The 13,925-nt window shown below is 59.8% G+C and carries 10 protein-coding genes; 8 read left to right on the top strand and 2 right to left on the bottom strand.

Annotation, left to right across the window (positions count from 1 at the left end; all coding sequences use genetic code 11):
• Positions 1–100: 100 nt before the first annotated feature.
• Complete coding sequence (locus AC07TV_RS14185; protein ID WP_494649024.1) at positions 101–1,468, top strand: helix-turn-helix domain-containing protein; 1,368 nt, start codon at positions 101–103, stop codon at positions 1,466–1,468.
• A gap of 55 nt (positions 1,469–1,523) precedes the next feature.
• On the opposite strand, the gene AC07TV_RS14180 is transcribed toward AC07TV_RS14185, so the two are convergent.
• Positions 1,524–1,928, bottom strand: a complete 405-nt coding sequence (locus AC07TV_RS14180; RefSeq protein WP_494649023.1) for a CsbD family protein — start codon at positions 1,926–1,928, stop codon at positions 1,524–1,526.
• 221 nt (positions 1,929–2,149) lie between these two features.
• Between AC07TV_RS14180 and AC07TV_RS14175 the strand changes: the two genes are divergently transcribed.
• From AC07TV_RS14175 to AC07TV_RS14155, 5 genes are all read left to right on the top strand, one after another.
• Positions 2,150–3,022, top strand: a complete 873-nt coding sequence (locus AC07TV_RS14175) for an HlyD family secretion protein (protein WP_494649022.1) — start codon at positions 2,150–2,152, stop codon at positions 3,020–3,022.
• Positions 3,023–3,114: 92 nt separating this feature from the next.
• A complete protein-coding gene (sbcD, locus tag AC07TV_RS14170) occupies positions 3,115–4,359 on the top strand; it encodes an exonuclease subunit SbcD (protein WP_494649021.1) in 1,245 nt (414 codons plus the stop codon).
• The gene (locus AC07TV_RS14165; protein ID WP_494649020.1) at positions 4,356–7,850 is read left to right on the top strand and encodes an AAA family ATPase; all 3,495 of its coding nucleotides are present in this window, start codon (positions 4,356–4,358) and stop codon (positions 7,848–7,850) included. Before sbcD ends, AC07TV_RS14165 begins: the two co-directional genes overlap by 4 nt.
• A gap of 237 nt (positions 7,851–8,087) precedes the next feature.
• Entirely contained in the window at positions 8,088–8,864 is a 777-nt protein-coding gene (locus tag AC07TV_RS14160) for a hypothetical protein (protein WP_494649019.1), read from the top strand.
• Between the two features lie 93 nt (positions 8,865–8,957).
• Positions 8,958–9,758, top strand: a complete 801-nt coding sequence (locus AC07TV_RS14155; protein ID WP_494649018.1) for an alpha/beta hydrolase — start codon at positions 8,958–8,960, stop codon at positions 9,756–9,758.
• A 241-nt stretch (positions 9,759–9,999) separates the two neighbouring features.
• On the opposite strand, the gene AC07TV_RS14150 is transcribed toward AC07TV_RS14155, so the two are convergent.
• The gene (locus tag AC07TV_RS14150; protein WP_494649017.1) at positions 10,000–10,773 is read right to left on the bottom strand and encodes a LuxR C-terminal-related transcriptional regulator; all 774 of its coding nucleotides are present in this window, start codon (positions 10,771–10,773) and stop codon (positions 10,000–10,002) included.
• Positions 10,774–10,913: 140 nt separating this feature from the next.
• Between AC07TV_RS14150 and AC07TV_RS14145 the strand changes: the two genes are divergently transcribed.
• Positions 10,914–12,131 carry an HD-GYP domain-containing protein gene (locus tag AC07TV_RS14145; RefSeq protein ID WP_494649016.1) on the top strand — a complete coding sequence of 406 codons (1,218 nt, stop codon included), beginning with the start codon at positions 10,914–10,916 and terminating at the stop codon, positions 12,129–12,131.
• Positions 12,132–13,142: 1,011 nt separating this feature from the next.
• A complete protein-coding gene (locus AC07TV_RS14140; protein WP_494649015.1) occupies positions 13,143–13,757 on the top strand; it encodes a peroxiredoxin in 615 nt (204 codons plus the stop codon).
• Positions 13,758–13,925 lie beyond the last annotated feature (168 nt).

Here is a 13,925-nt window from a genome sequence, read left to right as displayed (position 1 = left end):
GTTTGGACGACACGTTACAGCCTCCAATCCAATCATCCCCGGCCGCCCCATTTCCGGTTAGGCTGTCCTGACTGCCGCCGGCAGCCCACCAAGGAGCGCCATGCCCACCGCAACACGGCCTGATCAACGCCAGAACCAGATTCTGGCCGGTCTGAGCCTGGCCGAAGAATCCCGGCTGCATGACGATCTGGAACCCGTTTCGCTGGAAGCCGGCAGCATGCTGCAGAACGCCGGCGAGCCATTAAGCGAGGTCTATTTCCCGACCAGTTGCGTCATTTCGCTGATCGCCACCACCCGCGATGGCGCTGCCACGGAACTGGCGATGGTCGGCAACGATGGGCTGGCCGGCATCTCCGCAGTGCTCGGCGACGAACTGTCCGGCCACAAACTGGTCGTGCAAGCTGGCGGCGACGCCTATCGCCTGAAAGCCGAAACCCTGCGCTGGGAACTGGCCGCGGGCGGGCGCCTGCAGCAGATGGCGCTGCGTTACGCCCAGGCCCTGATGGTCCAGACGGCACAGGCCCTGCTCTGCGCCCGGCACCACAGCGTCGAACAGCAACTGGGCCGCTGGCTGTTGCTCTGCCTGGATCGGCGCCCGGACAACCGGATCGCCATGACCCAGGAGCGAATCGCCAGCCTGCTCGGCCTGCGTCGCGAGGCGATCACCGACGCCGCCGGCAAGCTGCAGGCGGCCGGCCTGATCCGCTACGCCCGCGGCCAGATTGACGTCCTCGACCGGCCGGCGCTCGAGGCACGGGGCTGCGAGTGCCATGGTGTGGTGCATTTGGAATTTGAGCGTTTTTTCCGGTCGACCGTGGCAGCCGACTTGCCCAGCCGCTTGCGCCCCAACCCGCTCACCCTGCGCCATCGCGCCGAGGCCCGCTGGCGTGAACTGCCGGAAAGCGCGCCGGAAGACCCGAGCGAAGCCGCGTATTTGCGGCATGAACTGGAAATTCGCAAGATCGAACTGGAACTCGACAACGAAGCGCTGCACGAAGCCAACGATCAGGCCGATGCGCTGAGCGAGCGCTATGCCGACATCTACGATTTCGCGCCGATTGGCTACTTCACGCTCGACGCGCAGGGCAACATCCTCGATCTCAACCTGGCCGGCGCCATTCTGCTCGGGCTCAAGCGCTCGCAGAAAAGCCGGCATCGCTTCATCAATTATCTGGCGGCCGAATGTCAGGCGGCTTTCACGCAATTCGTCGACAAAGTTCTGGCCGAGAAAAAAAGCGGCTTCTGCGAGATTACGCTGACGGCCAGCGCGCAACGCCCGGCATCAACGCTCAGGGTCGAAGCTGTCCCGGATGAACATGGCACCGAATGCCGGATGGTGCTCATGGATATGACCGAACAACACAGCGCGCTGCGGGCGCTCAAGCATTCGGAAATTCGTTATCGGCAGTTCATCGACGACCTGCCGGTTGGCAAGGATGCCGCCGCAAAACCGGATAACGACCACTGACCACTGATTGGCCGGACAACAACGGCGAACGCCGTCGCCCGGCCAGCAAGGCCGATCAGGCGGCGACTTTGGGACGCAGTTCCTTGGTGTGCTTCTCGAAGCCCGCGACCTGATTTTCGGCTTCTTCAGGCGTCACTTCATAGAGTTCCTGGACCTGGCTGACCAAAATTTCGCGCTTGCTGTCGATGACAGCCAGTCGGGCATTGTTGATCTTGCCCCAACGCGACTTGATCTTCACGCCAACCGACGTCCAGCCTGCTGCATCAATATCCCAGCTCATATCCGACTCCTTGTATTCGGCCCCCGGGCGAAATTGCCCGGCGCCCGTCCCGACCACAAAGCAGATCGGAAACGACAACCGGAATGTCTGTTGGGCCTTCCGGAATGCGAAACCAAGACTAGTCGGCGGCGCCAGCGCCGTCTGCGCGAAATCGCGCTTAGGGCGAAAATCGCCGGCCAACGACACAAGCCCGGGCTTGTCCGGTCGACCGCCAAAACCGGGATTTTTTCCGGTCAACCGTAAAAATTGCCGCTCGTTATTACCTCGCCCAGGCCCGCCACTGCAGCCGAAATTCCTTGCCGGACAAGGATCTGCGCCAAAACCTGGAGACCCATCCAGCATGGCATCGATATTGCAATTGCACTCGGCAACGAGCAGAAAATTTTGACGGGAGGACAACCATGAGCATCACGACCATAGCATCTTTTTACGGCTCCAGCCCAGCAAGCGCAGTGCGCAGTACGAGCGGCAGCGTGGCAAGCAGCCAGCGCACTGCAGGTACGGCAAGCACGGCAACGAGCGAAAGCACGACAGTGAGCATCTCGAACCAGGCCCGCCAGGCGGCCGCCAGCGGCGGCATCGCCGTCCCGGAATCCATCCGCCAGGACGTGCTGGCCGAACTGAACCGGGTTTTCCCGCAGGACATCCTCGACGAAGCCAAGGCCCGGCTCGACGCCAACCAGGGCATCAGCGGCAGCAGCAGCGCCACGCCCGGCCTCGGCAACCTGCCCCTGCTGCCGGAAAACGAGGCGCTGATAGCGCAGATCAAGAGCGAAATGCACGCCGCGCATGCCGCCAACAAGGAAGGCATGACCAACCTGACGCCCTACGTCCGCCTGATCCAGGCCGTCCAGAGCGAAGGCTGGAAAACGCCGATGAGCATGGAAGACGCGCAGCGCGAAGTCGACATCGCGCAAGCCATGGCCAAGCTGGCGCCGGCCGCGAGTGAGGCACCGCTCAGCGAAGCCCAACAACTGCAAAAGGATCAGGCCGCCATGGCGCAATTCGAAAAGGAACTGGCCGGGGAAGTCCCCGACAAATTGAAACAGCGCTGGCAGGATTCCGGCCTGAGCATGCCGGAATCCGCCACCACGACCTTCCCGAAATCCATCTGGCTCGGCCTGGCCAAAGCCGCCGGGATCGGCGAAGACGAATTCCTCGCCAAGGCGCGCGAGCTGGCCGGCAATTATTCGGGCAACAGCTTCCTGCAAGCCGTCGAAAGTTTTATCAGCGAACGCTACACCGCAGGTTCGGGCACCAAAACGAGTACTTGAGACGGCGCCGGCCGGGCGAAGGCGGACAACGCCGGCTGCAGCACGGGCGCATTGCCGTTTAAACTTCGCCCTTTCCCATTCGGCAGCCCGGCATGCGCCTCCTCCACACCTCCGACTGGCATCTCGGCCAGCACTTCATGGGCAAGAGCCGGCAGGCCGAACATCAGGCGCTGATCGGCTGGCTGCTCGAACAGGTGGAAACCCAGGCGGTCGATGCGGTGCTCGTCGCCGGTGATATTTTCGATACCGGCACCCCGCCCAGCTACGCACGCGAGTTGTACAACCAGCTCGTCGGGCTGCTTTACAAGGCCGGCGTCCCGCTACTGGTTCTCGGCGGCAACCACGATTCGCCGGCCACCCTGGGCGAAAGCCGCGAACTGCTCGCCCACCTGGGCACCACCGTCATCGCCGCGACGCATGAAGACCTCGCCACGCAAGTCATCGTTCTGCCGCAACGCAACGGCGAACCGGGCTGCATCGTCTGCGCCATCCCCTTCATCCGCCCGCGCGACGTGCTGCAAAGCCAGGCCGGGCAAAGCGCCGAAGACAAGCAGTTGTCGCTGCAAACGGCCATCCAGGACCATTACGGCGCAGTGTTCGCGGCCGCCGTCGAACGTCAGACCGCACTTGCCGCTGAACTCGGCCCGAATTTCGGCCGCCAGTTGCCCATCATCGCCACCGGCCACCTGACCACGGTCGGCGCCAGCACCAGCGAATCGGTCCGCGAAATTTACGTCGGCACCCTCGAAGCCTTCCCGACTTCTGCCTTCCCGCCAGCCGACTACATCGCCCTCGGTCACATCCACCGGCCGCAGAAAGTCGGCGGCCTTGAACACATCCGCTACTGCGGCTCACCCATCCCGCTCGGCTTCGATGAGGCAAAGCAAACCAAGGAAATGCTGCTCGTCGATCTCGACAGCGATGGCCTCAAAGCCGTCAGCGTCCTGCCCGTGCCGCGCTTCCAGGCCCTGGTCGCCGTCAGCGGCAATCTCGAGACGCTGGCCGGCGCCATCGGCGCGGCCGCCGCCCAAGGCACGCGCGAATGCCCGGCCTGGCTCGAAGTCACCGTCGCCGAAGACGACTATTTGGCCGACCTGCCGGCCCGTATCGAAGCGCTTACCGAAGGCTGGCCGGTCGAAGTCCTGCGCATCCGCCGCCAGCGCGGCAACGCCGTCGCCAGCCTGGCGGCAGAAGCCAGCGAAACCCTGGACGAACTCAGCCCGCACGATGTTTTCGCCCGCCGCCTGCAACAGGAAGAGCTCGGCGACGAGCTGCAATCCGCCCTCAACGAACGCTACCGGGCCATCGTCGCCAGCCTGCAGGGGGAAGAAGCATGAAAATCCTCACCCTGCGCCTGAAGAACCTCAATTCGCTCAAAGGCGAATGGACCATCGATTTCACCAAGCCGCCGTTCACCGACAACTGCCTGTTCGCCATCACCGGCCCGACCGGCGCCGGCAAATCGACGCTGCTCGACGCCATCTGCCTCGCCCTTTACCACCAGACACCGCGCCTGAAGACCATCTCGGCCTCAGACAACGACATCATGACGCGGCACACCGCCGACTGTCTGGCCGAGGTTGAATTCGAAGTGAAAGGCGCCGTCTACCGCGCTTTCTGGAGCCAGCGCCGCGCCCGCGACAAGATCGACGGTGCGCTGCAGGCGCCCAAGGTTGAGCTGGCCACCGCCGAGGGCACCATCCTGAGCACGCAGACCAACGACAAACTCAAGCGCATCGCCGAGATCACCGGTCTCGATTTCCCGCGTTTCACCAAGTCCATGCTGCTCGCCCAGGGCGGCTTCGCGGCCTTCCTCAATGCCAGCGCCAACGAGCGCGCCGAACTGCTCGAAGAACTGACCGGCACCGAGATTTACGGCGAGATTTCGCGCAAGGTTTTCGAACAGGCCCGCGAGGCCAAGAGCCAGCTCGACCAGCTCAAAGCCCGCGCCGACGGCATGGAACTGCTGAGCGACGAGCAGCGTGCCGCGATGCAGCTCGAAGTCACCCGCGTCGACACGCAACTCACCGACGTCCAGCGCCGCCACCAGCAAACCCAGGCCCAACGCCAGTGGCGCCTCGATCTGGCGCAGAGCGAGCAGGAAGTCAAAGCCGCCGAAGGCAAGCTACTTGAGGCTGACACCGCACTGACCGCCGCCGCCCCGGACCTCAAGAAACTCGCCGACAGCGAACCGGCCGAAGCCCTCAAACCGCTGCACCAGCAATGGCAACAAGCCGACGCCGCCTGCCGGCAAAGCGAAGCCGAACTCAAGGCCCTGCACGCCGAACGCGAAACGCGGCAAGCCGAACAACTCGCGCAACACCAGTCCGCCAGTCAACTCAGCGCCCAACTCGCCGCCCAGACCCAGCAAGCCCTGCAACTCAGCCAGCGCGAAGCCAAGGAACTCGACGACTTCTGCGCCGCCCAGCCGCAACGCGCCCAACTCGGCGAACGCCTCGGCGTCTGGCGCCAGCAGTTCGAACAGCGGGCCAAGCTGGTCCGCGACCTCGCTGCCCAGCAGCAGGCGCAGCAAAAGCTCGCCCGGGAACTCGCCGAAACCGCACAACAGATCGAAAAACAGACTGCCACGGTCAACCGGGAAAAAGAGGCAAAAACCAAAGCCGACGCCGCACTGGAAAAAACCCAGATCGAGCAGAATCAGCGCCTGGCCGGCCAAACCCTGACCGAACTGCGTCAGCACTGGCAACGCGAACAAGCCGGCCTGAATCGCTGGCAACAACTCGAAGCCCTCGCCCAGCGCCGCCGCGAGCTGGCCACCCAACAAACAACGCAAGCCTCGCAACTGCAGCAGATTCAGGAAAAGATCGCTGCTCAGGAAAAGGGCCTGACCACCCTGCGCGAACAGCACAAGGAACTCGCCGCCCAGGTCGCCGACAAGCAAAAGCTGCTCGACCAGGAACGCCGCATCCAGAGCCTGGAAGCGCATCGCCGCCAACTGCAACCGGACGAAGCCTGCCCGCTATGCGGCGCTCACGACCACCCTGCTATCGCCGACTACGCCGCGCTCGACGTTTCCGCCACCGAAACCGCCCTCAAGGAAAAACAGGCGGCGCTCGACGCCCTTGTCCAGAAAGGCCAGCAAGCCAGGGCAGAGCAAGCCGCCACCCAGGCCACACAAAAGGAATGGCAGGCCCAGCAGGCCAAGACCACGCAGGAAACAGCCCGCCTGCAAACGGAATGGGCCGAACTTCTTGCCGGCCTCGCCAACGCTACGCCGCTGGAGGACAGCGTATGGCAGGAACCGGAAACCCTCGCCACCGCCCGCAGCACCGCCGAACAAGCGCTGGCCCGACTCACCCAGCGCCTGCAAGCCGCCGACCAGGGCGAACAAGCCCTGAACGCCGCCCGCAAAACCGCCGCCGACGCCGCCCAAACCCTGCTCAACGCCAGCAACCAGCTCAATCTGCTGCAACAGACCGCGCAAACCGGCCAGCAACGCCAGACCGAAATCGCCAAAACCGCGCAGGCACTGCTTCAGGAACAGACCGAACTCGACGAAAAACTGAGCGCCACGCTGACCGCCGCCAACTACGACACCCCCGCTGAACCCGCCGCCTGGCTACAGGAACGCGACAGCGAATGGCAGCACTGGCAGCAAACCCAGAAACGCCGCCACGAAGTCGCCGAAATCCTCGTCAAACAACAGGAACAATTCAACGCAGCCCAGGCCCAGGCAACGCACTGGTCAGAACAACTGGCCAACCTCCGCTTGCCACGGTCAACCGGAAATATCGGCCAAAATCAAAATCCCGAAACCATCACCGACGACCCCGCAACTGCTCTCGTCAACTGCGCCGACGCGATAGCCGACCTGACCCGCCAACTCGCCGCCCAACAAGGCCGCCACACGCAACTCGACGCCAATTTAGCGCAACAGCAAAAAGCTCTCACCGAGGCCACAACCGCCTGGCAAACCGCCCTCGCCGCCAGCCCCTTCGCCAACCTCGCCGCCTACAGCGCCGCGCTGCTACCGCCGGAAGAGCGCCAGCGCCTGCAGCAAATCAAGGAAACCCGGCAACTGGCGCAGCAACAAGCCGCCGCCGTCCTCAAGGCCACCAGCGAAAAGCTGACTCGCCTGCAAAGCAGCCCGCCGGCCATGCTCCTCCCCCTGCAAGGGGGAGCCTGGGAGGGGGAAGGGTTACCGAAGTTGGCCGAACTGGAAGAAATCCTAGCCCAACTCGATACCCAGCGCCGCACCCTCAGCGAACAACTCGGCGCCCAGCGCGCCCTGCTCACCCGCGACGAACAAGCCCGCCAGAACCAGCAAACGCTATTCGCCCAGATCGCCGCCCAAACAACCGAATCCGACCTCTGGCAACGTCTCGACAGCCTGATCGGCTCGGCCAAGGGCGACAAGTTCCGCAAATTCGCCCAGGGCCTGACCCTCGACCACCTGCTGCACCTCGCCAACAGCCACCTCGCCCGCCTGCACGGCCGCTACCTGCTGCGCCGGAAAAGCAGCGGCGAACTCGAACTCGACATCGTCGACAGCTGGCAAGGCGAAGTTGCCCGCGACACGCGCACGCTATCCGGCGGCGAAAGCTTCCTGGTCAGCCTGGCGCTCGCCCTCGCCCTCTCCGACCTGGTCAGCCACAAGACCAGCATCGACTCGCTGTTCCTCGACGAAGGCTTCGGCACCCTCGACGCCGACACCCTCGAAATCGCCCTCAACGCCCTCGACACCCTCAACGCCAGCGGCAAAATGATCGGCGTCATCAGCCACGTCGAAGGCATGAAAGAACGCATCCCGGCGCAGATTCGGGTTGAGAAGGGGGGCGGGGTTGGGTATTCGAGGTTGAGGATTTAGGCGGAAAAGTGCTGCAGTGGTCGTCATAAAAAACAGGATTTTTTCCCGTCGACCGCAGAACTTGTACCTGCTCAGCCAGTTGTCACACTAGTTTCTTTTGAAGATCCGATGCTTGCGCCATATATATCAGTCAACTAAGCTGCGACTTGCTTTTTGATCGCCAGAACCACGGAATCAAGGAGGCATTTACCACTTAAAAAGACGAATGTTTCTGACCCCAATTGTTATGCATTGCAAATGAACGCTACCGATCGCCTGTTTGCTGAGGTTTGGAATCGCCTGACTGCTGATTGGTCAAGACTCACGACGTTCCGAAAGATGGGCGTTCTTGGGGAAGATGCAGCTCGTGATGCGATGCATCAGAGTAACACCTACTTCGTTCAAAACCAGTTGTTACACGGCGAACACCACAACCTCATAAAGAATCGCGATCAATTCATCCGTGATGGCATGCATCAGAAGATCCCTCAGTTGATGACTGAATCCGCGGTCGCTGAGTTTCGTCGGACACTAAATGCGTCAACTCTCGTTTTTTCCCACTCAATTCTTGATGCTGCAATCTTTGACTGTGTCCGAATTTGCGCTCTGGCAGCACCTGCAGAATGGAGCGAGCAGCTGGCAAATCGAAAGGTAGCTCTTGGCGACGTCGCCAAGAGGCCATACTCAGAATTCCTTTCTGAAGCCATTGAAATAGAAGTGTCCCGGCTTGAACGCGAGTCCTTGCTGGCAAAGGTCGACCGAGTGTTTCAGGTATGTCGTCCGCAAAAGCAGGAATACCTAACAACCGGATTTCGTTTTGATCGCGGGCGACTTCGAGAGCTAGATGAACTCCGCCATAGGGTTGTTCACGCAGCGGATGGAAGCTGGGAATTTGAGTCCATCGAGGACGATATGCAGTTTATGCAAAGCTCTGGCCTACACATATTCTCAATGGTTGGCGAATGTTTTGGCTTGGTAGTTTCCGGCGAGGAAGCAATGGCGGCGCTTGCTGCGCGACGGGCTTCGGTGAAATGAGCTAACCGCAATCGAAGGGAGCGGAGTGAACTGAAAATCCAAATTGCCCTGACCTCCTAATCCGCTGACCCCATTTTTTCCAAGAAGATACAGATGCCCGCGAAAACCCCGGTCATTCACCATCACCCCGCCCATCAACCCAGCACCAAACCGCCCCTGCTTTTCATCCACGGCGGTTACAGCAACGCTGCGCTGTGGGGCGTCCGCTTCATCCCGTACTTTCAGAATCAGGGTTACGACTGCTACGCGCTTGAACTTTCCGGCCATGGCAGCCGCCCGGCGGATCGGGTGGATCTTGATGATTTCGGCATCGACGATTACGTTGCCGATCTGGCGGCTGCGGTCGCCAGCCTGCCCGCTGCGCCGGTGCTGATCGGCCATTCGATGGGCAGCCTGGTCAGCCAGCGTTTTCTCGAACGGGGCACGGCGCATGCCGTGGCTTTTCTGGCGCCGGTGCCGCCGACCGGAACGGGTGGCACGGTCAGCCGCTTCGCGCTGACCATGCCGGATTTCTTTGCCGAGTTGCCGAATGCGGTCAACGGCATGGCCAGCGAACAAACCATGCGGACCATGGCCCGGGTTTATTTTTCGCCGAGCATGGCGCCGGAGGAATCCATCCAGTTTCTGCCGCTGATCCAGCCGGAATCGGAAAAGGCGGTTGCCGAAATGCTGACCGCGCCCTTTCGCATGGCCCGTGGCCGGGCCAGCATTCCGGCGCTGGTCATGGGGGGATCGGCCGACCAGGTTTTCCCGGCCTCGATGCTTCACTTCACCGCAGCTTCTTGGAATGCCAAAACACAGATCATCGACGGGGCCGGCCACATGTTGATGCTCGATCCGCAATGGCCGGACGCCGCCGGCAAGCTTCACGAATGGCTGGAAGCCCTCGCTTGAGGTGCAGAATCTGAATGACAAGCTGATAGCCGGAGGCTTGCGTAAGTAGCCTTTACCGGGCTGCCGTGGGCACGAAGGGTCCGCCCGATCCAGTCGCTCAACTCGCCGTGGCCCGCTCAGCCGGATATCTGCCTTTGCGCACGAATGCCACGGTCAACGGCAAAAAGCGTCGAATTTTGAAGAATGGAAACAGGCCGAGCCCCCTGTTCTAACCACGCAGTTGAGGCGCCGGCCTCTGGCGTTACCGAAGAATATCGGCCTTCTTGACCAATTCAAGCACCGTTTTCACATCCATTTTTTGAAAAATGGCAGCGCGGTGGGTCTTGATGGTATTGATCGATACACCCAGTTCATTGCAAATTTCAGGATTGGTCTTGCCGCTGACGACCAGCCAGAATACCGTGCGTTGCGCCGGCGAGAGCGATTCAAAGCGGCCGCGTATCTCCAGCTTTTTCCCCTTCAATGCCAGGTTTGTCGCGGATGATGCTTTTGCCCGCGTGGGGCGGTTGGGGAATACGTGCTGATCAAGCATCGTCACCAGTTCGCCATCGAAATCGATCTTCGGCGAGTCTGATTTTCCGAGGCTGACCAGACGAGTATCAAACAGGGTGCTGTGATCGCCGAGCCAATCTCCAGCAACCTGCCAGATCTGGGTGCCGACCTTGCGCGGACTGTCGAAGCTGCCCTCCAGCGATAGTTTTTTCAATTGCTTTGCGATGCCCTCATGGGCAGCCTTGTGGGCTTTTATGTGTGATTGGCAACTGGGCGTATTTGGCAACAGTTCCATCATTTTTTCTTCGTAGGCGGAGTGCCCCGCCAGGAAGGCCGCCAGTTCCCCGGCGATGCTGGCGAGGACGCTGCGACAATGCTTTTGCTTGAACGCATTGCAGCCATCACAATTGGCGTCCGGGTTCTGCCCGGCTTCTGAGCAAAACTCTGCCAATTGTCCGACCATGCTGTCGAGCAGGTCATGTTGCTGATCTATTTCGGCGTGGCCGGTGAGATTGATCGTCATTGAGGCGCCGGCAATGGGGAGGTTTTCCAAGTCACTGAATTATATGTGGGGAAGAATGCTCAAACATCACCCCATGGGGTGACGACGACGGTGCATCGTTGGTTATAAAGTGAGCCATCGAACGCAAACGGGGTTGAGAAATGGCCATCAATATTGACTGCGATCATCCGGATTTGTTGAATGAGCTGAACAGGAAAAACACAGTCTCGGAGAAGATAACCTTCCTTCATCGCGTCGTGCACCAGCATTGTGACTTCATTCATCGCATCGGCGTGACGGTCTATGATGCCAAGGCGGACTCGTTGAAAACCTTCGCCCACAGCTCCGATGGCAACAACCCGCTGCCCTACTACCAATGCAGACTCCGGGAGGCCAAGTCGCTTTACCGGATTTATCTCGAAGGCAAACCACGACTGATCAACGATCTTGCTGTATTGGACGGTGGCTCTCGGGAACACACCAAGCGCATCAACCACCATGGTTATCGATCCAGTTATACGGTCCCGATGTATCAGGATGAACGACTGACCGGATTCGTCTTTTTCAACTCGCGTTTTTCCGACTGTTTCCAGGAAGGCAGCCTGGCCTATCTGGACATGATCGCGCGGCTCATCTCCCTGCTGATCAGCGTTGAGTTAAACCAGGTCAACACCCTGCGGGGTGCGTTGAAAACGGCAGCCTGTCTGTCCAGTCACAAAGATCCCGAAACGGGGGCGCACCTTGAGCGCATGGCCCGATTTTCGCGCCTGATCGCCAACGATATTGCCGCCGACTTCGGTTTGAACGATGAGCTCGTGGAAGCCATTTTCTGGTTTGCCCCGATGCACGACGTCGGCAAGATCACGATCCCGGACCACATTATCCGCAAGCCGGCAGCCCTCACGCCGGAAGAGTTCGAGGTCATGAAGACACATACCACCCACGGGCGAAGAATCATCAACACGATGATGGAGAATTTCAATCTGGACGATTCACGGTTTGTCACGATGATCGGCAACATTGCCGAATTTCATCATGAAAACATCGATGGCAGCGGCTACCCAAAAGGTTTGAAAGGTGACGATATTCCCATCGAGGCGCGGATCGTCGCTGTCGCCGACGTGTTCGACGCCCTGACCTCGCAACGCGCCTATAAGCCTGCTTGGAGCAATGAGGAAGCCTTTGCCGAGCTGAGGAAACTGGCCACCTGGAAGCTGGACCCGAAGTGCGTCGCCGTCTTCATGAAAAACAAGGAAAAGATTCGGGAGATCCAGGAGATTTTCCAGGATGAGCAGAACCAGAAAACACCCCGGCAAGCCTTGGCCGAAAGCAGCCGGGCCATTTCGGCTGATTCTTTCTGGATGCTGGCGCCGCAATGACCAGGGGCGAGCCAGGCGAGCATCTACCTTGCCAGGCGAATTCCACGGGCCAGGCTCGGTTTTCATTTGGACAACAACCAACATGGCCTGATGCCGCCGGCAGGCTTGAGGAATGGCTGGAAGCCCTCGCCTGAGCGGGTCTCTGACGGTTGAAGCCTCCTGTCTTGCTTAATGAAATGGCGCTGCACTGATCGGGGCCATTTTTGATTTTGCTGCTTTTTTCCGGTCGACCGTAGCAATCTTCTTCTCGGCCCTCGCCCGGCCAGTCTGCCTCTGTCCGTCCACCTCGGCGTCCGAACTCGACGGTCGGCCGGGGGTTACGACGTGAAACATTAATAGACCAATTTTTAAATTGGCCAGACCGGTCGAAAGCTATCTTCCAAAGCGCATAAATGCCACAACTGGCATTGTTTGACAAATATGTCACATCAAAACCTCACTCGTTTGCTGCTTTTCAAGAGAAACAGATTGTTTTCATTGAATAAGCGGCCTTTCTTCGAGTTGGTATGTGTCTTGCTGATCTTCAGGCATCAGGCAATTGCTTTCCGCGGACATCAACAGGTGTCACGGCAAGAGCAAAAAAGCTCGGTGGCTTCCGGATTCTGACCGGCGATACGGCGGTCAGACCGAATGCCTACCGGGCGGCCACTGGAAGGAAGTACTTAGCTTGCATTAATTTTCCGGCCGGGCAGTCATAGCTTTCGACAATGACACACATCCGTTTTTGCGATTGGCCTACCCGACGGCTTTAGATAGAAAATAAGCAAATGCTGATAAACAATATCAGCAGCAAGATACATCAGAGCAGCCGCCACCGGCGACACTTTGCAGCGAATCGGGATGATGGGCGCTCTGGTGTTTGTGTTGATCTGGATGACTCCACGGGTTTCCCGTCTGGACGATTCCGCTAATACGGGAGATGTCATGAGTTGTGATACCGGTATCAAACCGCGCAAGACAGTCAAGATTGATCAAAACCCTACCCAACAATTTTCTCAGGAGAAAAAAGCGATGAGCTCCACTATGGTTCGCCGTGAAATGCCCGAATTCACCATGGAAGCCTACGATGCCAAGACCGGCCATTTCACCAAGGTTTCCAGCGCCGACTACAAGGGCAAGTGGGCGGTTGTTTGCTTCTACCCGGCCGACTTCACCTTTGTCTGCCCGACCGAGATCGCCGCTATGAACGCCAAGTACGACGTTTTCCAGGAAATGGGCGTCGAAATCCTTGCCGTTTCAGTCGACTCCAAGTTCTCCCACAAACGCTTCGTCGAGACTGAGCCGATTCTGAAGGGACTCCAACTGACCATCGGGGCCGACACCACGCAGGAAGTCAGCGAGATGTTCGGCGTGCTGATCGAGGAGGAAGGCGTTGCGCTGCGCGGCCGCTTCCTGTTCAACCCAGATGGCATTTGTGTGGCTCAGGAAGTTCAGGCTGATTCGGTTGGTCGCAACGTGCATGAGTTCATTCGTCAGGTCGAAGCCTGGCAACACGCCACCAAGACCGGCGAAGTCTGCCCGGCTGGCTGGCGCCCCGGCAAGAAGACTCTGCCCGTAAATACGGACTCGGAAAAAATGACTGGCCGCGTCGGGGATTACATCACCATCGAAGAAATCATGAGCTAAGTCTGAATCCTTCCCTTACGCCCACTTTCCCGAAGCCCCCTCGGGGGCGTGGGCGTATTTTTGTGACCATGGCCAGTTTTTCGGATTTGGGGTGAGCAATCAACACGGGCGGAGCAAATTCGAATCCGGATTTGCTCCGCTCCTGCTTCATTCAGCCCCCTTCGGCCA

The sequence above is a fragment of the Azonexus sp. GW821-FHT04F04 genome, assembly GCF_059420025.1.
This window is presented reverse-complemented; position numbering and strand designations above follow the sequence as displayed.